Source organism: candidate division WOR-3 bacterium, assembly GCA_016867815.1.
Lineage (GTDB): Bacteria > Hydrothermota > Tepidihabitantia > Tepidihabitantales > Tepidihabitantaceae > UBA2258.
In genome coordinates this window covers 1-21,640 of sequence record VGIR01000037.1, presented here as the reverse complement: position 1 = coordinate 21,640, position 21,640 = coordinate 1, and the positions used below count along the sequence as shown (strand labels likewise).

The 21,640-nt window shown below is 62.4% G+C and carries 14 protein-coding genes and 5 tRNA genes; 6 read left to right on the top strand and 13 right to left on the bottom strand.

Going from position 1 to position 21,640, the window contains the following annotated elements; genetic code table 11:
* Positions 1-48: 48 nt before the first annotated feature.
* A complete protein-coding gene (locus FJY68_07195) occupies positions 49-1,029 on the bottom strand; it encodes an electron transfer flavoprotein subunit alpha/FixB family protein (GenBank protein MBM3331620.1) in 981 nt (326 codons plus the stop codon).
* Between the two features lie 142 nt (positions 1,030-1,171).
* Here FJY68_07195 and FJY68_07190 point away from each other — a divergent pair, with 142 nt between their 5' ends.
* Positions 1,172-3,286, top strand: coding sequence for a hypothetical protein (locus FJY68_07190; GenBank protein ID MBM3331619.1), 2,115 nt, complete (start codon positions 1,172-1,174; stop codon positions 3,284-3,286).
* Positions 3,287-3,448: 162 nt separating this feature from the next.
* The gene (locus FJY68_07185; protein ID MBM3331618.1) at positions 3,449-5,596 is read left to right on the top strand and encodes a hypothetical protein; all 2,148 of its coding nucleotides are present in this window, start codon (positions 3,449-3,451) and stop codon (positions 5,594-5,596) included.
* Positions 5,597-5,697: 101 nt separating this feature from the next.
* On the opposite strand, the gene FJY68_07180 is transcribed toward FJY68_07185, so the two are convergent.
* The 5 genes from FJY68_07180 to FJY68_07160 form a co-directional block, all read right to left on the bottom strand.
* Positions 5,698-5,770: transfer RNA gene (locus FJY68_07180), tRNA-Asn, on the bottom strand.
* Between the two features lie 45 nt (positions 5,771-5,815).
* Positions 5,816-8,698 carry a hypothetical protein gene (locus tag FJY68_07175; GenBank protein MBM3331617.1) on the bottom strand — a complete coding sequence of 961 codons (2,883 nt, stop codon included), beginning with the start codon at positions 8,696-8,698 and terminating at the stop codon, positions 5,816-5,818.
* A 165-nt stretch (positions 8,699-8,863) separates the two neighbouring features.
* Positions 8,864-8,937 (bottom strand) — tRNA-Lys (locus tag FJY68_07170).
* A 58-nt stretch (positions 8,938-8,995) separates the two neighbouring features.
* Positions 8,996-9,069: transfer RNA gene (locus tag FJY68_07165), tRNA-Arg, on the bottom strand.
* Positions 9,070-9,166: 97 nt separating this feature from the next.
* Positions 9,167-9,240 (bottom strand) — tRNA-His (locus FJY68_07160).
* A gap of 170 nt (positions 9,241-9,410) precedes the next feature.
* Between FJY68_07160 and FJY68_07155 the strand changes: the two genes are divergently transcribed.
* From FJY68_07155 to FJY68_07140, 4 genes are all read left to right on the top strand, one after another.
* Positions 9,411-10,373 (top strand): L-threonine 3-dehydrogenase, encoded by a 963-nt coding sequence (locus FJY68_07155; protein MBM3331616.1) that lies wholly within the window; start codon positions 9,411-9,413, stop codon positions 10,371-10,373.
* 48 nt (positions 10,374-10,421) lie between these two features.
* Positions 10,422-10,901 (top strand): hypothetical protein, encoded by a 480-nt coding sequence (locus FJY68_07150; protein MBM3331615.1) that lies wholly within the window; start codon positions 10,422-10,424, stop codon positions 10,899-10,901.
* 113 nt (positions 10,902-11,014) lie between these two features.
* On the top strand, positions 11,015-11,674 hold the full coding sequence (locus tag FJY68_07145; protein ID MBM3331614.1) for an HD domain-containing protein: 660 nt from the start codon (positions 11,015-11,017) through the stop codon (positions 11,672-11,674).
* A 68-nt stretch (positions 11,675-11,742) separates the two neighbouring features.
* Positions 11,743-11,837: transfer RNA gene (locus FJY68_07140), tRNA-Sec, on the top strand.
* Between the two features lie 41 nt (positions 11,838-11,878).
* On the opposite strand, the gene tsaB is transcribed toward FJY68_07140, so the two are convergent.
* The 7 genes from tsaB to FJY68_07105 all read right to left on the bottom strand — a co-directional run bounded on the left by tsaB (position 11,879) and on the right by FJY68_07105 (position 21,473).
* Positions 11,879-12,586, bottom strand: a complete 708-nt coding sequence (gene tsaB, locus FJY68_07135) for a tRNA (adenosine(37)-N6)-threonylcarbamoyltransferase complex dimerization subunit type 1 TsaB (protein MBM3331613.1) — start codon at positions 12,584-12,586, stop codon at positions 11,879-11,881.
* Positions 12,587-12,590: 4 nt separating this feature from the next.
* Entirely contained in the window at positions 12,591-13,328 is a 738-nt protein-coding gene (locus FJY68_07130) for a type III pantothenate kinase (protein MBM3331612.1), read from the bottom strand.
* Entirely contained in the window at positions 13,325-14,098 is a 774-nt protein-coding gene (locus tag FJY68_07125) for a biotin--[acetyl-CoA-carboxylase] ligase (protein MBM3331611.1), read from the bottom strand. Before FJY68_07125 ends, FJY68_07130 begins: the two co-directional genes overlap by 4 nt.
* Complete coding sequence (locus FJY68_07120) at positions 14,095-15,825, bottom strand: hypothetical protein (protein ID MBM3331610.1); 1,731 nt, start codon at positions 15,823-15,825, stop codon at positions 14,095-14,097. The genes FJY68_07125 and FJY68_07120 overlap by 4 nt, the downstream gene beginning before the upstream one ends.
* An 815-nt stretch (positions 15,826-16,640) precedes the next feature.
* A complete protein-coding gene (locus FJY68_07115; protein ID MBM3331609.1) occupies positions 16,641-19,289 on the bottom strand; it encodes a hypothetical protein in 2,649 nt (882 codons plus the stop codon).
* Between the two features lie 135 nt (positions 19,290-19,424).
* The gene (locus FJY68_07110; GenBank protein MBM3331608.1) at positions 19,425-20,753 is read right to left on the bottom strand and encodes a DUF2254 domain-containing protein; all 1,329 of its coding nucleotides are present in this window, start codon (positions 20,751-20,753) and stop codon (positions 19,425-19,427) included.
* On the bottom strand, positions 20,754-21,473 hold the full coding sequence (locus FJY68_07105) for a hypothetical protein (GenBank protein MBM3331607.1): 720 nt from the start codon (positions 21,471-21,473) through the stop codon (positions 20,754-20,756). It abuts the gene before it with no gap.
* Positions 21,474-21,640: the final 167 nt, after the last annotated feature.

Below are 21,640 nucleotides of genomic sequence, written 5' to 3'. Positions count from 1 at the left end.
GTCACGGGTTCCGGGGTTCGGGGGTGTCCGAACCAGAACCCTTGAACCCTAGGACCCTTGACCCCTCTGTTTGCGGAACTCCGCCGTCAGCATCGGGACTATCTTGAACAGGTCGCCGACGATGCCATAGTCGGCGACTTTGAAGATGTTGGCCTCCGGGTCCTTGTTGATGGCAACGATGGTCTTGGAGTTGACCATGCCCACAAGGTGCTGGATCGCACCGGAGATGCCACAGGCGATGTAGAGTGAAGGTGCGACGACCTTGCCGGTCTGACCGACCTGGAACTGGTGGTCGCGCCAGCCGGCGTCCACCGCGGCGCGCGATGCGCCGACCGCAGCGTTGACTACACCGGCCAGTTCTTCCAGCATCGGGTAGTTCTCCGGGCCCTTCATGCCGCGGCCGCCGGAGATGATGATGTCGGCCTCGGTTAACTCGACCGTCTTGATCACTGCTTTGACGATCTCCGCGACTTTGGTGCGCAGTTCGGCCGGGGCGGCGTTGCCGGCCACGACCTGGGCGCCCTTGTCATTCTCAGGCTGGGCGCTGTAGGCGCGCGGGCGCATCGTGATGATGAGCGGGCTGGCGGTCGGTGCCTTGACTCTGGTGATTGCCTTGCCGGCGTAGACCGGCCGCGTCATGATGGGGTTGCCGGCTTCGTCAAACTCCAGCGCAATGCAGTCGGGGACGATGGCAGTCTCCAGGCGGGCGGCCAGGGTGGCACTCAGGTCCTTGCCCATAACGGTTGCCGCGAGCACGATGGTATGCGGCTTGTGCTCGCGGCACAGCTTCTCGAGCGCGCCGGCGTATCCGTCCGAAGTGTAGAACTGGAGAGAGGCATCGTCTACGGTGATGACCTTGTTCACGCCGAACTTCACGACCTCGGCGGCAAGGTCCTTGATGCCGGAACCGATGATCACGGCGACCAGGTCACCGCCTCGCTTCTCGGCAATTGCATAGCCGACGCAGAGGTCCTCGAACGCGACCTTCTTCAGTCTGCCTTCACGCTGTTCGCAGAATACCAGTACCATCAGTTTTCTCCAGTCATGTTGCGGGCATCCGTCAGTCGAGCCCGTAGGGATTTGGCCAAGCGCGATTGTAGCAGGCAGGAGCGCCAAGTCAAATGAAGGGCAGTGGCACGGCGGCCCGGCTGAGGCGGCTATCCCGCTTGACATGCCGGTGGCCCGGGCTAGAGTCAGAGTCGATATGATTACGGCACTTCTGGTGAGTCTTGTAGTAGTCACGGGTTCCTCTCCCGTGAACGACGTGAATCCGGCGGCGCCGCACCGGGTTCCCTACGGCCGGTTCAGCAGCATGGCAAACCCGCCCACCATAGAATGGGTGAAGACCCTCGCCTCAAGCTATTGCGTCGGCGTGACGCCGGTGCAGGACACTCTGATGTGGGTATCGGCCGGGCAGAGCGACATGAAGATATACGTCTACAACATCAAGGACCCCGCGCGCCCGCTCGTGGACAGCTTCCCGCAAACTGACGGCCCGACCGGCTGGGGGATCCGCGACATGGCGTGGAAGGCCTCGACCAACGAGGTGTTCGCCGGATATGATAACCGGAAGTTCAACGTACATGATGCCACGACCCACGAGGTGAAGCACAAGTACCAGGTATCCAGCTATGGCAGGGTCGTGCGAGGATTGGCCTACAGCCCGTACCAGGACTCGTTCTGGACGTGTGACTTTGACTCGGCGCCGATGACCAAGTTCTCCAGCAAAGGTGCCAACGGGCATCCGGTCAAGCCCGCGTCCGAGATGGCTTCCGCATACGGGCTCGCGTTCGACCGGTACCAACACTGCTTCTGGGTGACCCAGGCGGGAACGGCCGGTGCGAGCCCGACGCTCAAGATGGATTTCGGCTACAATGTGATTGACAGTTTCAATGCCAACGGCTGGGCGCAAGGCGGGGGATGTGAGATGTGGCGGGACACCTTCCTGCTCCAGCTCAACCAGGGCACGCCGGACCAGGTTTTCTGCATGCGCTTCAGCCTGCCGCCGCTGCTCGACCACGACGTCGGAGTGAGCGCGATAGTAACGCCTGCGGCCAACATCAATCCCGGCGTCTTTACCCCGAAGGCGAGGGTGATGAACTTCGGCTCCAATCCGGAGTCGGCAATACCGGTCACTTGCTGGATTGACTCGGCCGGTATCCGCGTCTACTCGGCGAGCGAGACCCTTGTCGGCCCAATCGGGCCCGGCCTGGAAGCAGACGTTGTCTTCACTCAGGGCTGGGATGCCGGTCCGGTCGGCGCCCAGTACAACGTGACGATGCTGACGTCTCTCGGAGGAGACGAGGATACGAGCAGCGACACCCTGGCTGCCACGACCACGGTCACGGGTGCCATACTCTCGGATACCATCCATGTACACGCTGTGGGTTCATCCACACCAGCGGTCGACGGTAACATCAGTGATGGCGAGTGGTCCGCATCTGGCGTCTACGATGTCAGCGACATCGCGGGTCGCGGCGGCACTCCCCAGCCGGCGGGTTCCTGTCTGGCCCGCTTCCTGTACGACTCAGCCTTTGTCTATCTGGCGACGGAGTGTCCCTACCGTACGACCCGCGTCCCTCTCGACCAGTTCGGGCCGTTCATGGACGAGGATGGAAACGGCCGGTGGGCCTCCGATTCCAGTGAAGGCGGCTACGCTTTGGAGTACTCCGGGCCCAATGACCAGGCCATCTACAGCGCGGCCCTCGACACCATGGGGAACAGGTGGGAAATGGGTCCGGCTCCGGGCGCATTGAGCGCGAGCTCGCTGGCCAGCGGCCACCTGCAGTTCGAGGCCCGGATTCCCCTGGGTCTGCTCAAGTGGCAGCTGAGCGTCCGCGGCGGCGACACAGCCGGGCTCTTCCAATACGCTTCGGTAGATAGTTCCCGGACCTACCTGGGTTGGTGGCCCCAGTCGGTAACGATACCCCGGTGGCCGAATCCCCGCTACTACGGTACGATGATCTTTGATTCGACGGTCGCAGGCGTCCACGACCGCGACTCTGGAATTCAATTCACGCTTTACCGCGCCGGTCCCAGTATTGTCCGCGGCCCGGTCTTGATACGCTACCATGTGGGCAGTCCGGCCGACGTCAGGCTGGCGGTCTATGACGCGGCCGGCTCGTTGATCAGGACGCTGGTCAGCGGTCGATCTGCACCGGGCGAGAAGAGGGCGGCATGGGACCGGGCTGACAATAGAGGCACGCGGGTCGCGACCGGCACCTACTTCTACCGTCTGGTTGTGGATGGCAGGTCCGTTTCGAGCAAAGCGATCCTCCTTCGCTAGGTCCATCCGGTCACTCCGGCCCCTCCTTTTCCTGTCGATCCCGACGCGCCTTGACTCGCTGGATACTGAGGCTACACTGACAGCCTGTTTGCGTCCGCTCGGGAAGCGCTGAAGCGCCTCCCGGAGAGAGTTAGAAACCCGTAACCTATCGAGGAGGAACGTGTGAGAATCAGTGCTACTGTCCTGAGCCTGGTGCTTGTCGTCGGGCTCTCCCTGGCAGCGCAGCCGGCTGCCATGAACGCGCACCGCGCGTTCAGTTCTGCGCATGGCCCAGCTGACGGCGGAGTCAGTGATAGGGCGCCTTCGGCATTCAAACCCTTCAATCCGGGGGATACTCTGAAAGTGGACCAAGAGGCGTACAACAACGCCATCGGGTTGACGTCCGGCGGAACCTTCTACAGCGCTGTCCGGCTGACCGCCCCCAGGGCTTGCACCGTCGAGACTATCATCTGGTATCGCTGGAACGCCTGCACTGCGAACTATCTCTTCGTGTGGGCGGAGAGCACGACGACTCACCCTGGTGCCATCATAGAGTCGGTACCATACTCGATCCCGGATTCCGGTTGGCAAACGATGCCGATTACCCCGGTGCCGCTGGATTCGGGTGAGGACATCTGGGTTGGACCGAGAATGAACCACACTGCCGGCAAGTTCCCGCTGGGCACCGACGACGGTCCACACGTGGCCACCCGCGGCGACTGGGTGAACATGTCCGGTACCTGGGAGGAACTGAGTGCTTACAGCCTGAGCTACAACTGGCACATCCGGGCCATCCTCGGCCATCCGCCGGCGTTTGCCACCGACCTCGGTCTCAGCAAGATAGTGGCACCGCCGACGCAGATGGAACCTGACTCGCTCCAGCCTTCCGTGATACTGCGAAACTTCGGTTCGGCAGCTCAGGACAGCTTTGTGGTGAAGTGCCTGATCGACTCGGTCGGGACCCGGGTCTACGAGGACAGCGTGGTGTGGACCGATTCGCTGCAGCCGGGTGTGGCCGAGACGGTTGCATTCGTAACGTGGCACACGGGCCAGCACGCGGCCTACGACGTCACCATGTTCGTTTCTCTGCCGGACGATTCGAACCCAACCAACGATACCCTGGTCCGTCAGACCCTGGTCAGCATGCCGACGCTCGTGTGGGATACGTTGACCCGGTCCCCGGTTCCGGGCCGCTACTGGTGCCCGGGCACCGGCGCCTACCGCGACACGCTGTGGTTCCTCGGCGGCAGGATGTCAGCACAGGTGTCAACCCGGTCAATCGTCGCTTATGACGTCAATAGCGGCGCCTGGATTGATACCGGCCTGCCGACGCTGACGACGCCGCGGCGGACAGGCGGCGGTGGCCTGATTGGCAATAAGATATACGTGGCGTGCGGCAAGGACTCCGCCAACACGATTCTGAACACCTGTGAGGAGTTCGACCTCGATACGAAGGTCTCTACCGCCAAGAGGAACGCGCCGGCCGCCGTGTGGGCTACCGCCAGCGCGGTGGCAGGCGGCAGGTTGTACGTCATCGGCAACGAGAACCAGACCGGGACCTGCTATGAATACAACCCGGCAGTCGACTCATGGAAGACAAAGGCTACGCTCACGGCCGGGCGCGGCTGGGCCTGCGCAGCCGGTGCGAACGGTAAGGTCTACGTGATGGGTGGCTCGGGCGGATCCGGTACCTACAACGACTGCTGGTGCCTTGATCCCGTCGCCAATACCTGGACTCAGAGAGCGAACATGCCGGGCCCGCGTATCTACGCGGCAGCGGTTTCCTACCACGACAGCCTGATATACGTGATCGGCGGATCGACTGACGGCGCGGTTGCGGCCGACAAGCTGGTCTACGAGTACAACATCGCCGCCAACAGGTGGAAGACCCAGACGCCCAAGCCGACGGCCAGCGGGTGGCACATGGTGAATGTGGTTGGCGGATCCATCTATGTCGCCTACGGCTCGGATTGCCTCAGTACGCCCAGCTATCTCACCAACCTTGACGTCGGCTGGCCTCCGCTCTACGGTATCGAGGTGTTGCGTGTGGCGCAGCCGGAAGAAGCGTGCCGCATCAGCCCGTCAGTGGTGCGCGACTTCGCGCGCATCAGCTACTCGGTGGCCAGGACCGGCAGAGTCGAACTCGGGATCTACGACGTCTCCGGCAAGCTGGTTCGCACCCTTGTGGACGGCACAGTCAAAGCGGGCAACCAGAGCGTAACCTGGAACCGGACTGACAACGCCGGTCGGCGCGTGGCCAACGGTTCCTACTTCTATCGGTTGTCAGTTGACGGCAAGTCGGTGTCAGGCAAGGCGATCGTCCTCAAATAGACGTTCGCTGGTTGTTTCACGGAACCGGCCTTCGGGCCGGTTCCGCTTTCTGCGCTGCTCCGGGGTAGAAGCAGAGGCCCGCCGGCAGGGCCGGCGGGCAGCTCCAGCGACAGGACTCGAACCTGTGACCCTCCGGTTAACAGCCGGATGCTCTACCGGTTGAGCTACGCTGGAATCAAAGTCGGTGGTATGTTATCTGCGTCGGCCTCTAAGTCAAGGCTAACGGACGAGGGCGAACTTGGTCGCGCTGCGGCCGAACGTGGTCTGCAGGACGGCGACGTACAGACCGGCCGCGACCGGCTTGCCGGCATGGTTCAGGCCATCCCAGTAGGCCCCAATCCGCTCAATCATCGCTATGTCGCCGTTGTCCCCGTAGCGGCCCGGCCGGGTCATGACCGAGTCGTTCAGGACTACCGAGTCGACCAGGGCTCCTGACGCGGAGAAGATGACGATGCGGACCTCGAATGCCGGTCGGGTCAGGTTGACAGGGAAATAGACCAGCGGCTGGGAAGCAGGCACGAAGGGATTGGGGAAGATGTCCCCGATCCTGTCGCCGGGAACGTCAACGATGCCCTTTTCGGGCGGGAAGAGTTTGTAGGCCGAGTCGACGCGCGGTACGCCGTATCCAAACGTGCAGCTCTTGACCGACCGCGAGGCGGTGGCGAACAGGACGGCCTTGATTGAGTCGGCGGACCACTGGGGATGAGCTTCCTTGAGCAGGGCGCAGGCGCCGGCAATCAAGGCCGTGGCACAGGAAGTCCCGGCGCTGCCGGTGAGATAGTCTTCTGAGTCCGGAAGCACTACGGCCACGGTGTCGGAAAGAGCAACCAGGTCGGGTTTGATTCTGCCGTCCGAGGTCGGGCCGGTACCGCCGTCGCGCCACGGCAGAAGGTTCTTCTCAACTCCGCCGGCAGTGATGACGCCGTCGGCGTCGCCCGGCGCAACGATGTAGGGCGTCGGCCATGGGTAGTCGGGGTCGTTGTTGCGGTTCCCCATTGCCGTGACGATGATCAGACCGCGTTGGGCAGCTATGGAGGCGGCGATGGAGATCGGCGCCGTCTTCCCGTCGTACTGGTTGTCTCCGTGCCAGTTTCGGTACCCGAGGGAGGTGGAGACGATGTCCGCGCCCATGCGGTCGGCCCATTCGAGCGCCTCTATGTACGCGTCCTCTTCCATGTTGTATTCGTAGAAACGGCCGCTGCGGACCTTGTGCAATTCGGTCTTGGCGATGAGCAGGTCGACTCCCGGGGCAACGCCGATTACCCCGCCTTGCTGCCACCCGGCGATAATGGAGGCCATCTTCGTGCCGTGGTCAGGCTGCTCGGTAGAGAACCTGGCGGTGTCCGTAGATTGCCACACCGCACTGTCGTCTCCACGCTTGAACCAGAGGGCAAGAGGGCCGCCGTCGGCTGCGGCCAGCACGGGCATCGCGTCGAAACCAGATGTGTCGAGCAGTGAAGGCGCCGACCAGGTGCTGCCGAAGTCCGGTGAGGTGGTACGATGGAGAAAACCTCCCGTCTCATAGACCAGGGTGAACGTTGATGGAGTGTCGGCCACCAGGTCGAATCCACCCGTCGCGAACATGCTGTCAGCCACGATTCCCGCCGGACTCCAGGTTTGCCCCGCATCATTGGAGACGAGAGTCGCAAGGCGTGAGAAAGCGGTCTGCGACCGATCTTCGTATATCAACAAGCGGCGCGGGTCTTGCCGTATCAGCCGGGTGCGGGCTGCGCCGGCGGCAACCGGCTCATTCAACATGTTGAACGCCGTCCCGCCGTCGGTTGAGCGGAACTGCGTGATCCTGCCGCTCTTGAGTCCGGTGGTGATGATGTCAATGCCGTTCGTGCCCAGGGCAATTTGGAGTCCGGAGAGCGGCTCGCCGGCCGCGAAAGCGGTGGTCTCAAGCAGTGCCGGCTCCGGCAGCGCCACGGAGGCCTTCCACAGCATCACGAGCGAGTCCGACTGGACAAACGCAAGATAGAGGGTGTCATCCTGTATCGTCAGGGCAGGGTAGCGTCCGGAGGCGATCAGCTGCGGGTCACCCTGCCAGTCGGTGCCTGCGAAGTACCCCAGGTACAGGTTTGCGGCGGGAGGAGCAGGCGATGCGGGCGTCAGCCGGCTATAGGCCAGGTAGGTGACGTTGCCCTTGCCTGCCATTGTCAGGTTCTCAAACGTGGAGCCCGAACCCTGTCCGGCTGGCGCGGTCATTACCAGCGGCCGCGGCGAACCCCAGGTTCTTCCTCCGTTGGTTGACGAAGCGGCGAAGACCGCCCGGCGAGGAGCGTTGTAGCCATAGGCGAAGCTGTCAGCGCAGAACGCCAGCAGTAGCGTGTCCCTGGAACCGGAATCCACCGCAACGGTGCGAAGAGCCGGACTCCGTGCAAACCCCAGGTAGCGGATGCTGTCCGCGCCCGCCGGTTGCCACGAGGCGTCAGCCCGGGCCGAGTAGCAGTTGTCGCCGGAGATGAAATCGAACTGCTTGTAGATGCGTGCCCTGGCGATTCCGCGGTGGGTGAGCTTGATCCCGGTGTCGAATATGGCCAGCTTCACGTTGGAGCCGAAGTAGCCGCGGAAAAAGAGGCTGGGAACACCCATCATCTGCGCCTGGTCGTAGGACGGCCCGTAGAACCGGCGCGCGTAGGCAGTGTCGGTTGCCCGATACAGGCTGCCGGCGGAAACGCGAGTGAGTGGAAAGTCGGCTGCTTCGAGCATGGACCTGGATGCGACCGGCTTCAGGTCGTAGACGAATGGGAGGGAATAGGCCTGCGCTGTGAGGTCGGGAGGCAGGTCGAAGCTGGCGGCATTGAGCCAATTGGAGACAGCGCGCAGTCTCCCGCCGAGCTCCTCAATTTCGCGGATGTAGGATTCGCGTACCGGGATGTCGTTGAAGTCCGGGGCAGACCGGTGGCGGGTGGCACCGGATGCGGCCGCGCTTCGGCCCAGTGCCGAGACCGCCGCTCCGTAGTCGGCTTTGTTGTAGATGCCTTTGTCGGTGAAGAAAACCCAGACGTGCCGCGACTCGATTACCGGCGCGACTGTCTTCTGAGGTGCCCGGACGTAAGAGGCGCCGGCCGCCAGGAGCAGGCAGATGATTGATTGCATAGCTAGTCCTTACCGATAAGTAGATTGAGTCACTATCAAACCCCCGAGCCGGAGGACGCCAGGAAGTGACTGCCGTCCGGTCCCGGGAGGGTACGTGTGAACCGGCCCGAGTTCGAATCAGCCATGGCGTGGCCTTGCTGGTTCTGCTTTCCGAGAATAGAGAAGTACCCCGCGCAAGAATTGAACTTGCAACCTTCGGATTAAGAATCCGCTGCTCTGCCAGGTTGAGCTAGCGGGGCACATTTTCGCATCGGCGATGTCCCTGGTGGCGGACATCAGTGCAGTACAATTGTGAACCGCGCCCGGCGCGACTCGAACGCGCAACCTACGGGTTCGAAGCCCGGCGCTCTGTCCAGTTGAGCTACGGGCGCATTCGTCGGTCCGCTCTCGGGCCCAGACCCGAGTCCGCGTGCAGTGTAGCGGAATCCAGCACGAATGCAACCGCGGCCAGCGCCCGTCAGCGTCAAGGGTGAGTGATGGGAATTGAACCCACAACATCCTGAGCCACAGTCAGGTACTCTAACCATTTGAGCTACACTCACCATTGTCTCGGAATGTGTGAGTATAGCCGGTGGCGGGTGGAAGTCCAGACCGACGAGAGGCGCGGCCGGCGTCGGTGACCTTTGACTTTGCCCATACCTGTGCTATATTGGCGGCCAGCCACAGACGGTACAGAGCACACAAAGGAGTTCTCAGAATGAAGACCAAAGAGATCAAACGCATTCTGGTCACCGGATCGGTCGGCCAGATTGGTTCCGAGCTGACCCTGGCGCTGCGTCAGCGTTTCGGAGCCGAAAACGTCGTTGCCACCGGCCGCAAGACCCCGCCCAGCGACGCGCTGAAGAACTCGGGGCCGTTCTACTTCATCGATGTCGCGAACCGCGACACGCTGGAAGAGGTAGTCCGGAAGCACAGCATCGACACCATCGTCCACATGGCGGCCATCCTCTCGGCGGTTGGGGAGCAGAACCCGATGCGGTGCTGGGACGTGAACATAAATGGTACGCTGGCGGTCCTGGAGTGTGCCCGTGAACACGAGATGGCGCGGGTCATCATTCCGAGTTCCATTGCCGCGTTCGGACCGGAAACCCCTCGCGACCGGACTCCCAACGACACCATCCTCAAACCGCGGACGATGTACGGCGTTACCAAGGTCGCCGGCGAACTGCTGGCCGACTACTACTTCCGCAAGTACGGGCTGGATGTGCGCGGTCTTCGCTATCCGGGAATCATCTCCCATGAAACCCTGCCCGGCGGCGGCACGACCGACTTTGCGGTCGCCATCTACTTCGAGGCGGTCAAGAACAAGCGTTACACCTGCTTTGTGCGTGAAGACACCCGGCTGCCGATGATGTACATGCCCGACTGCATCAAGGCAACTATCGACCTGGCGGAGGCCGACGTCGCGAAACTGAAGCACCACTCCGACTTCAATGTCGGTGCGATGAGCTTCTCGGCCGGCGAACTTGCCGCCTCGATCAGGAAGCACATTCCTGATTTCGTCTGCACTTACGAGCCTGACTTCCGGCAGGCGATTGCCGATTCCTGGCCGATGTCACTCGATGACTCCGCGGCCCGCGAGGAGTGGGGCTGGAAGCCGGCCTACGACCTGGAGGCCATGACCAAGGACATGCTTGAAGTCCTGGGCCGACGACACAGCGAAGGCAAACTGTGAGCGGGCACTGCTTGACAGTGAACGACTAGCCTCTAGGATTAGACGAGAGTGTTGTACCAGTACAAACGCGACCTTAGTAAGGTCATAGACGGCGACCGGATCTTCTACGGAGAAGGTCGAGGCGAAACGGGCGTCTGCCTGCACATCCCGCTCCGGAACCACGTCGCGGGCGGAGCTCCCAATGAAGACCACGCGTTGATGGTGGAGCTTTGCAACAACCTGATCAGATACCTCTTGTACAAGCGCCCGGTGAAGGGTCCTGAGGCCTGGGACTATGACGGAGAGAAGGCCGGCGAGCTATACACCGTCTGCGGAGACAACCCTACGACCAGCGGCATAGTCATTGTCGACAAGAACTACGACGGCGGCATGAAGCTTCAGGTTGTGCTCGACAAGACCTTCGGTGCCAACGAGATGTCGATTCGTTGGAAGAACGGCATGGTCGGTGACGAATTCCTGCTCAAGGACTACCTCGAGTACCTGAAGCAGGCGCTTGCCACCGGCGAACTCGCCTCCGAGCAGGACTGAGGTCGATCCTCATTCGCCCGGGCCGGACCTGCCGCTGCGTCCGGCCCGGAGCTGTCATCATGAGAGCACAGTCGGTTTGACCTCGGCCGTTTGATTGATACCATGATCCCCACGTGCTGACATTCAAGGACCTGGTCAAAGACCCGGAGGTAGTCGTGCTGGTGGCTGAGGCCGACCGGCAGCTTGCCGTGCTCGGCTATACTGAGCACGGTCCCAGGCATGCCCGGCTAGTGGCCAAGAACGCGCGTGCAGTTCTCGCCGCGCTTGAGGTAGAGGAGAGGTCGGCGGAGCTCGCCGCCATCGCCGGGTATCTCCACGACATCGGGAACGTGGTTGGCCGTGAGAAGCACGAGAGAACAAGCGCGCTTCTCGCCCGCGACATTCTGTTGCGGCGCGGTATGGACTACCAGGAAACCGCGCAGATAATGGCCGCCATCGGCAACCACGACGAGAATGGCGGGAACCCGGTATCGAACGTGTCGGCCGCGCTGATCCTCGCGGACAAGGCTGACGTTCACAAGAGCCGGGTCCGGAACCCGGGGTTGATCAAGTTCGACATCCACGACCGGGTCAACTACGCTGTCAAACGCTCAACCCTGAGCGTCCGCAGTGATGACCGCAGCATCGCGTTCAATCTGACCGTCGATACGAGCGTCGCGCCGGTGATGGAGTACTTCGAGATATTTCTCTCGCGCATGGTCATCTCGCGGCGGGCCGCCGACTTCCTCAAGTGCCACTTCGAGCTCGTCATCAACGGCACGCGGCTGGTCTAGCCAAACTCCGTCCGGGCAGCGGTTGACAGCAGCGGAACGTCCGGGTATTTTAGAAGCCAGTTTCACTCGGAGGTGTATGGGTGCTGGTGTGCCTGGCGGACTTCAAATCCGTATGGTCTGCGATAAGTGGACCGGTAGGTTCGATTCCTACACGCCTCCGCCATTCTCTCTGGACGATGAAGCCCGCCCGGTTCGGGGTGGGCTTCAGTGTCTGGAGCCGAGTTTCTGTTCCCGGTTCAGTTCGGCGTCGGTCCGGCGCAGGTAGAGCGGCTCAAGCGACGCCAGGTCGTCGGCGCGAGCCTGGGCGATTCGCGTCCCGGCCTCGATCGCGATCACTCCGGCCGACGGAGCTTCGGTGCCACTGGCATCGAGTCTGACTCCAACTGCCGCGAACGGCGCGGCACAGATGCCGGTTCCATTGCCGGCTGCGACGAGGCTGGTCCGCTCCGAAAGCACTCCCACCGCCGCAGACGCCAATTCCCCCGGGTTCATGACCGACGGCGGTATCGCCGCTTCACCTTCCAGGTACAGAGCGGCATAGACCTGCTGCTTCCGAGCGTTGATCAGTGCCAGCACCCGGCCCAGGTCGGGCCGCGCCGTGCAAGCCAGTCCCCAGAGCGATCCCAGGCCGACAACGGGAATCCGGTGGGCGATTGCGAGTCCTTTGGCGGTGCTCAGGCCAACCCGCAGAGAAGTGAACATGCCCGGGCCGATGTCTACGCCGATCCCGGCGAGCTGGCTCACACTGACCCCGGTGTCGTTCAAGAGGCGGTCGAGCAGCAACATCAGGGCTTCGTTGTGGCCGCAGCCGGAATCCTCGACCAGCTCGGCCACCACCCTGCCGGCAGTTGCCAGGGCCAGGCCGGTCGATTTCCCGCTTGTCTCAATGCCGAGTACCAGGCCCGCGTTCATGTTCTCATTCCCGGGGGCAGTTGTTGCGATACCAGATCTCTCCCAGTCCCTCGTTCGCGAGGCGCGGACGGACTGAGCGGATTCTCCTCCCGTAGCTGCGAGCGATACTCGCCGCGCCTCCGGTGGCCACTACTTCGAAGCGGCGTCTCAGGCCGAGCTCGACCTGGTCGACGATACGGTCGATTCCGCCGGCAAACAGTGCCGACACGCCGGCCTGAATGGCCGTGCGAGTGGTGCGCTGAAGAGGGCCCAGCAGCCTGCCCGGTGTCACGATGGGAAGTCCGGCCGTGCCCGCAGCCAGGCAGTCGAGGCTCATCTGAATTCCGGGCAGGATGGCACCGCCGGCAAAGACGCCCTCCCCGAGAATGACGTTGACCGTCGTCGCGGTGCCGAAGTCGAAGACTATCACGTCGCGGCCCGGCAGCGAGCGCGCTGCTCCGACCGCGACGCAGACACGGTCGGCACCGAGGTCTTTCCGAAGGTACTTGAACCTGAGACCGGTGCGAGTGCCTGGCCCGACAACCAGCGGTTCAAGGCCGGTGCTGCTGCGCAAGCGCTCGATGACCGGGTTGGTGACTGCTGCTACTACTGACGCTACCGCAATCCCGGCGATCGGGCCAGGCCTTGGCAGACGGCCGTCGCGCAGAGCCGGTGTCGGCAGGATCAGGAATCTCTCCAGCCTTCGGCTGTTGAACCATGCAAGCCGGGTGTTGGTGTTGCCGACCAGGACGGTGAGTATCATCTGACCTTGCGGGCGTCGCCGGCGCTGAGGACGACGAGCCTGCCGGAATCGGTGCGCAGCACGACCCGACCCTCCGGGTCGAGGTCAACTACCGTGCCGACGTGCCGGCGCAGGAAGGTCTGGATCTCGACGCGGCGGTGCATGATGGCGGAGCGTTGCTTGAGGTCGGCAAGCACCTGAGCAGATCCGCCCTTGCCGCTCTGCTCGATGCTCGCGAACATCTCGCGCAGGAAGTCTTCGAGCAGGTAGAACTTATCCCACTGCCTGCCCGTAGCCATGCTCAGCGACACTGCTTCGGGCAGGTCCTCGGGCAGCGACTGCTGGTTCAGGTTCATGCCGATGCCCACGGCCACCGCGTTCCTCCTGCCTTCACACAGTATGCCCGCCAGCTTCTTGTCGCCGAGGGTGACGTCGTTCGGCCAGCGTATCTGCGTAGGCAGGCCGGCGGTCTGCTCGACCGCCCGCGAGAGCGCCAGCCCGGCCAGGTGGGTGAGAAACGAGGGGTGCGGGAAGTCGGGAACGTCCGTGTGAACGAGCAGCGAAGCGGCCAGGCTCTCCTCGTCAGAGAACCAGGGCCGTCTGAATCTGCCCCGGCCTTTTGTCTGCCGACTGGCCACCACGATTGCCGTCGAGTTCTTCCCGGCAAGGCTGAGCGCGTAGTCATTGGTCGAGTCCACCTCGTCCAAAAGGTGCAGGCTGCCGTAGCGCGCAAGTCCGGCCAGTCGTTCGCCGGTGACTTCAGATGTCACTTGCTTGCTGATGCGTGTCAGTTCCGAGTTGCCCGGACGAGCTTCAGTCGTGCGCCTGGTGACTCGAGCGCGGCAAAGTAGACTCCCGGCACAACCGGGCTGCCCGAGTCATCGCGGCCATCCCAGGAGAGAGAGTAGTGAAGGGAGCTTGTGGGCTGGGTGGCTCGCAGAACGCGGACCTGGCGGCCGGCAGCGTCGAGAATACGCACTCCTGAAGAGCCGTCTGCCGCAACCAGCAGATGGACAGCCGTCTTGAACGGGTTGGGCCAGGCCGTCAGTCGGGCTGGCTCCAGCAACTCGTGTGGCGTCGCGACGCTGACCGGCGTGGTGTTCAAGAAGAGATGATTGCCGTAGGAGGGATTCCAGTTGGTCACCGCCAGGTCGGGAGCCGTCGAGTAACGGTAGAAGAAGACCACGTTGCCGCTACCCGCCGGCGGAGCCGAGGCGAAGCTCACCCAGGCGCCGAGCAGGTCAAAGCAGAACCCGGAAGTCGAGACACGCGTGCCGTTGACGTAGACGCTGTCGAGTGACTGCAAGGGCCGGCGGTGCAGGTTGAAGAGGCTCCGCTGGCCGTCACCATCGCAGGCCTCATTGACGGAAGAGAGATGGCAGTTGCCGATATCACCCCAGACCACGGCTTCGCAGACAAGGTTGTTGGGGTTCGAGGGAATCCACGACCACGACGGCGTAGTGTCTAGCGTTCCGGCGTGGTTCTCGAATACCACTGCGGGTTCCCACCATCCGCCGGCCGCCAGGTCAAGGTAGTCATCACCGTTCACGTCAGCCCACGCAACACAAGATGAGTACCGGCTGGCTCGCAGCATCGTGAACGAGGCAATGGTATCGAGCGTCCCGCCGCCGTTGTGGTAGACCTTGATGCTGTTCGGCTCGCCGGTCTGGTTGTTCGAGGCCACCGCGAGGTCGAGAAAGGTGTCGTTGTCATAGTCGCCAAGAGCCAGGCGCAGCACCCAACCGACGCCCGGACGCGCTATCCATGCAGGTGTCGTCTCCAGCGTACCGGCGCTGTTGCGATACATCGCCACGAAGCCGCGGTCCTCGTTCGCCACTACCTGGCCGACGAACAGGTCGAGGTCGCCGTCGTTGTCGATATCGGCGAACCGGACCGCATCCGAGCAGTGGCCCTCGTGAGCGGTCCAGAACGGGAGGGTGTCGAAGACCCCTCCATTGTTCCGGTAGATGCGGGCGGAGTCGGTCTCATTCTGGTAGGCATCGCCGGCGCTGATCGCCAGATCGAGGTCGCCATCCAGGTCAACGTCACCCAGACAACAGTCGAACGACGCGTGCTTGTCCTTTGCCTTCCACCAGGGCGCAGCCCGCAGTGTGCCGCCTTCGTTGCGGTAGATGCGGACGGTCTTCTCGCCGGACGTGCCGCTTCCGAGGTAGGAAACAGCAAGGTCAGGCAGGCCGTCATTGTCCACGTCTCCGGCGTAGCAGTGACCGAAGTAGCCCCGGTCTGATGACCGCCAGGAAGCGACGGTTTCGAGCGTGCCGGCGCTGTTCATGTAGACGGTGTTCGAGTCCATGTCCATGTCGTTGCCGTTCGAGATCAGGAAATCGAGCCAGCCGTCGCCGTCCACGTCGGCCAGCGCGCCGCCGGTTGAATAGTCGTTGTCGCTGGACGACCATGACGGCGCAGAGGGGAGAGGGATGGAGGCAAGGCAGGGCAGAGGGATGAACAAGAAGATGACAAAGAACGGCATCAGGGGCGAACCCGGTAGTCGCTTCATGGTGAGGCCAGTCTAGCCCAAAGCCGGTTGACGGTCAAGCGGACTGCGTGTCTTTGTCCTTCGGAGCGGGGGAGAAGCAAAGGACTGTTTCGCAGCGCGTCTCATGCCCGACCTCTGCCTCAACCTCAGCCTCTACCTCAACCTCGCGGCGCAGCCGCGCTACCTGCGCCTGTGCTAGCTTGATGATTGTGGCTTGAAGCTAGCGGGCTACGTCCGCGCCAATCTGCAATGCCTCGATGGAGCTTCCCGAAATTTGGTGCTCGTTCCTGACTGCTCCACGCACGGAACGGCCCTCTCTCTTACTCTCCCGGCAGTTCCCCATGGAGCGGCGAGAACCGCTCCCGACTCTCCACCCCGGCTGATGCCGTCTTTCATTTCAGGAGTAGCTGCGTCTCTGGAACGCGGAACCGCTTCTCATCAGTACCCTGAGGCTGCTCGGTCATCGCATTCGGGGTCTGCCCGGGGGACGGCCCCCCCCAGTGCTGCCTGGGACCGAACCAGGGGCAATGACGCGTCGGGGCTAAGTTGTTCTTTGTTTTAGGCTTAAGCGCCCGAGGTCAGACCAGATTCAGGTCAGCTCAGCCCGGATTCGGGATTTCCGTTTCCCGCGCCGAACACCGCCCGGTTCAATCACAATCCGGCAAGCGCCGGGAGCGCGTCTTCATCAAGATCACCTGGTTGCCTGACTGCCGTCAGCCGGCTTGGGATTGCGCCTGGGCTAGCTTGATGCTTGCGGCTTGAGGCTAGCGGGCTACGCCCGCGCCAATCTGCAACCCAAAATCGTAAGTCCAAAATGGCTTGGGCCGTGTCCATAATCACTTGCTGTTCTCCGATTTCCCATCCTTGCGTGCCCGCTTGCGGCTCGGCTCCGGGTCCCGTCCAAACGCGTCTCGAAGGAGCGCCTTGTATGCATCGAGTCCAGGGGTAGACCGAGCTGCACTGCCTTGCGCTTCGGGTTCAGCCCGTGGTCTGTCGGTGTCCTCGCTGGGACTCTGTTGCTTGCTGTCTTGACGCCTTCTTTCGTAGGTGTCCAGCACCTGCCTTGCGCGTCCAAGTGGGTCTCGCGTTATGTCGGAGCCGGTGAAGACGGTGTAGCCCCAGCCGATCTCCATGATCTTGTTTCGCTTACGCCAGTCCTTCTGCCAACTGACCTGCCTATGGTACTTCTCGCCATCGCAGAAGATGGCGTACTTCACGTCCGGGAACGCGAAGTCAGCACGGGTGATGAGTTGTCCTTGGTCGTCACGGATCTCGTGTTGTGCGACCAGCCCTGGAAGGGGAGCCAATTGCTGGAGTGCTTCCAACAACCTCTTCTCGATCGGCGACTCGGTCTTGCACTTCAAGTCGTCCGATTCAGGGGTGTCGAACGTGACCTGTGCGTCCCCACTCGCTTCCATGACAACATCCCATAGCAAGGCGTTATCCTCGCGGCTCGTGGCGAGCTGCATCCAGTGCTTGTCAGCAATCACTATCACCTTGCCGCGGGCTCGGGTGATGGCCACGTTCACTAGCCGCAGCCCGACGTCTCCCGTCAGCAGCGCACCAAGCCCTGACCTAGGTTGGCAGTCCACCATGTCGAATATCACACAGTCCGCATCGCTGCCCTGAAACTGATGAACTGTTCCTGCCTCCATGCGGGAGTACGCCCAGTTCCCCGAGCGTCCCTCCGCACGTATCATCCCACGCAGCAATCGAACCTGCGCTCGGTATGGGGCTATGATCGCGATGTGGGGCGGCTTTCGTGATTCGCCGACCACCCGGCCTGCGGCCTCCATCGCCAGCTCAGCGGTCAGCCGATTTCGCCAACTGCTGCGCTTCTGTTCACAATGTGCCGACAGTGCAGAGGTATCCAGCAACACAACGGCCTCGCCCGGTTGCGGAGGTAGATCGGTGAGCCACCGCAGGTCCGCCTCCTGCACGTCACTGCGGACGCTAGTGTACAGATGCTTGACGCGCGACCAGATACTCGAGCAACACCGCCGCTGAGATTCGATGAGGCACAGCCGTCCGTCCGTCATCTGAACCTGCCGCTGGTCGCCACGGCCACGGGAGATGCCCGACTTCTCGAACACGTCCCGGCACATCCACTCCTGCGCTGCCTCGTTGAGCCCACCCGATGCACTGACTGGGCCTAGCTGACGGGGATCCCCTGCGAGCAAGTATCTGTCTTGGGCGAGCGATGCCAGGAATACGCACTGAGCCGGCGGAACCATCGTTACCTCGTCCACAAGGACGCTCGACCAACGCACGTCGCCTATTGGACTAGACTGCGCTCTCAGGTAAGCCATGGTGCTGGTGGAGAAAACGAGCGAACACTGCCGAACGTGATCTTTGACCGAACTGCGAAGCTCCTCCTGTGCCGCAAGGAGTTGCGTACGGAGCGCAGCCAGCTCCTGTTCCGGCCTGCGTTGACCTTCGGCCTCACGGAGATGAATGGCCGCCGTCTTGACGGCCCGGGTCCGTTCGTCTTGGCCTATTGGTCCCAACACTTCGTGTCGCTCAAGTAGTTCTGGGTGACGTGGGTATCCGTACCTCAGCACGCGCCGGTTGGCGAGCAACGGGCTATCGAACCGACACTGCTTGAGGAATTGGAGGGCGGCAACGTCCGTCGCGCGGTTCGAAGGCGCGACGACCAGGTGTCTCTCGTTGGGGCGGTCCTCTAGCAGGCGGCAAAGGAGCCTGCCTATGCCGTACGTCTTGCCGGCACCGGGTGGCCCCCAAAGGAAGCGCGCCCACGGCGTGTGCTCCGAACTCAGTCCGTCCGCCACGGGCACGGCGTCGCCCGTCCGAAGCGTCACCGCAGGCGTGCCAGTTGTGTCGCTCAGCAGGAGCAGAGCCATCGACGGCATGTCAGGCAATTCAGCTAGACGCTCCGAGAGGGAGGTCAACAAGTAGGCGCGGTCTAGCTTCAGTCGTCCGGGGACGTCTGCCGACGGGATCTCGCTGTCGACCGCCACATACACGCGGTCGTCATCGGGATCGTGCCCGACAACCTTGCCTCTCGTTGAGACTCCAACTGCCGACACATAGGTAACAGGAGTGTCCGTGGTGAACGTCTCGCCTTCCGCGGATTGCACGCGTAACGCTTGCACGACTCGACGCCCGACGCGGCCACCCTTCTCAATAGTGTCCACCAAGTACGACTCCTGCCGCAGTTTTGCGGCGTAGTCTCTCACTGCATTCGCGATGACGGCTGTCTGGGGCAGTTGCGGCTGGGCATGGCGGACTTCCTGATAGACTTGTGCACCAAGAGAACTCAAAGTGACGTGCTGGTCGCTCCGCCCGAAGTACTGGCGGGCTTGTGGTAAGTCGGCCGTCGCCTGGGCAGAAGCCTCGTATTGGGTTGAGCCGTACAGCTCCCTGGCGACAACGGTCCACAGTGCCCACGGGCGCTGCGTCCGCTCTTGCACCCTGCCGACCGCGCGGATGAGTCTATCTACTTCGGCGTCAACGTCCTCGTGCATCTTAACTCCCGTCGACCTCCGAACTAGAATAAGAGAGATTCCTGCTCATGCGGGGTGTTGGCCCTGGGCAACTGCTTGCTCAGAGCCTCCCATGAGTCGATCCGCCGATCGCAAGTTGTCCCACGCAGATGGTCCTCATACCAGATCGTCCATGGCCTTGCCGAAGGCGTCGTCGTAGCCCCCAGCCCTCGGTTGCTTCCTTATTTCATCGAACTCGTTCGGCAGCCTCGACTTCATCCACGGCAGCATCTCTGCCTTGATGCGGTCGAACCTGTCCTGCGCGATGCTCTCGTCCTTGGTTTTGCAGTACTCGCGGCACGCATAGTAGAACTTCGAGGCAAACTCCTGTCGCCTAAGAGCCAACGGATCTGGCGGAGTCCTGACCGCGAATTCCCCAAGGGCGAGCCTGAATGCCCACACACATTCGTAGGGACGGGCGCCGGAGATCCTCAGCCACTCGACGCCGAGGCGCTCTACGTGATTCAGTGTCTCCTCCATGAATGGCAGATCACCAATTGAGGCCGCTTTCCTGGTGACGGCGCCGAGAGCGCGCGCGACTGCCATAACCGTCGCTCCATCATGTACGCTGCGCCGAGGCGTGTCTGCGAGTTCAACTAACCTACGGACAGCGCCTTCTCGAACAGGGCGTGTGACCTGCCATTTCTCTGCACAGAGACCTACGACTCCGCCGAGCTGTTCCGAGAGAATGACAGCAGCTCGCGATTGGGCGTCTGTGGCCGCAATCCAGTCCCGGAACCTGTTACCAATCTCCTTGACCGCGTCCTCGTTGCCGAACGCTTGCGCCCACAACTTGGCCAACGAGCACATGCCAGACCGGAATGTCGTAAAGTCGCTCGCGCCGAGCGCCGCCGCTGCCACATCCTCGATTTCGTCCACAGTGGGCAGCATCGAACGCGCGCCGCCGGCTTCTGGCTTGAAGGTCAACAGAGACGCCGCAGCCTCTTGCTCCAGCTTCTCGATTCTCGCACCCGGTGACAAGCGGTCCGTCAATGAAGCGAAGTAGGAGATGAGCCACACTAGGCAATACAGACCGAGGCCCAGAGCCAGGGCCTCTAGGATGGGGTGCGTTGTCGTCCAACGCAGCAGAAACCATGGGTAGGCCACAGCAGCAGCGAAAACGCCGAAGTGTGCAAGCGTGCGCCGGTCGAATATCTCCTTCAAAGCACGGGGCGAGTATCTGGTGGCGAACTGCGCGGCAACGAGCGTAACAGAGAACGAGAGTGCGAAGACTGCTGCCAGCGCCTGCGATACTGAACTGAGAAGGTACTCCCGGTTCGCCTGCACCGTGTTGAAGTCGGCCTTTGCGACTAGAGTGAGGTCGAATCCGACCAACCCCGCCATGATCGGCCACTCCTGACCGTGCCACCAGCGCCGGGGACGATCCGAGGACACGCAACCGGCTGGTGCGTCAAGACAGACAGGAGCCTTGCTATGAGTCTTCATCTAGGCTGCGAGGATCTGTCCGCCATCGGAAGCAGGCTGCAGGGAACTTGTTCGCAGTCCGCCGGCTTTCCTGACCTCGGGCTTTTCCTCTACCTTTGCCTGATGTCCTGTTGTCAGTCGTATGACTTTGCCGAGGAATTGTTCGTAGACTTGGCCGAGGATGTCGGCGGGCAGGACCGAGAATTCGTAGGGGCAGTCCGGGTAGTAGAGGCTGCCGATGATGAGGGCCAACAGCCAACGGCTAACGGCTGACGGCCCGGAATCCGAAGGCCGCGGGCTGTAGGCCGTAAGCTGTGAGCCGTCAGCGGCGTCGCGGAAGTGTTTGACGAGGCGGGGGTAGATGCGTTCGCCATTCATGAGCGATTGGAGGAAGGCGTAGTGTTCGATGCCGCGGTCCGAGTCTGCTATCGGCTTGCGGCTAACGGCTGACGGCCCGGAATCCGCATCCGAAAGCGGTAGGCCGTGAGCTGTGAGCGGTGAGCCGTCAGGAGGGGCCTTGGTCGCGCCCGCGACCTTGATTGACTCCTCGTGGATGACGGGCTTGAAGACTTCGGTCAGGCCGGCCTTGTTGGAGACGTCCCAGCCGAGGGACTCGAAGAGAGGGTTGAGGAACTCGGCGCGGAGTTGTTCTTCCTTGTAGTCAAGGGACTGAAAGACCTTGCGGTCCCGGGAGAAGCGGTCTACAAGGTCGGCGACGAGGGCCGGAGGAGAAGCACCCACTGCGGGTCAGAATAGCGGAGATCTGGAATCGGTCAAGCCGAGGTGCGCAGCCGTTGTCCGGTTCGGCGGGGGGCTGGCGAAGAGCTTACCCGAGAGCTGGGGAGAGTGCTTACCAGAGAGCTGGGGGAGGAATCTACCAGAGAGCAGGGGGAGGAATCTACCAGAGA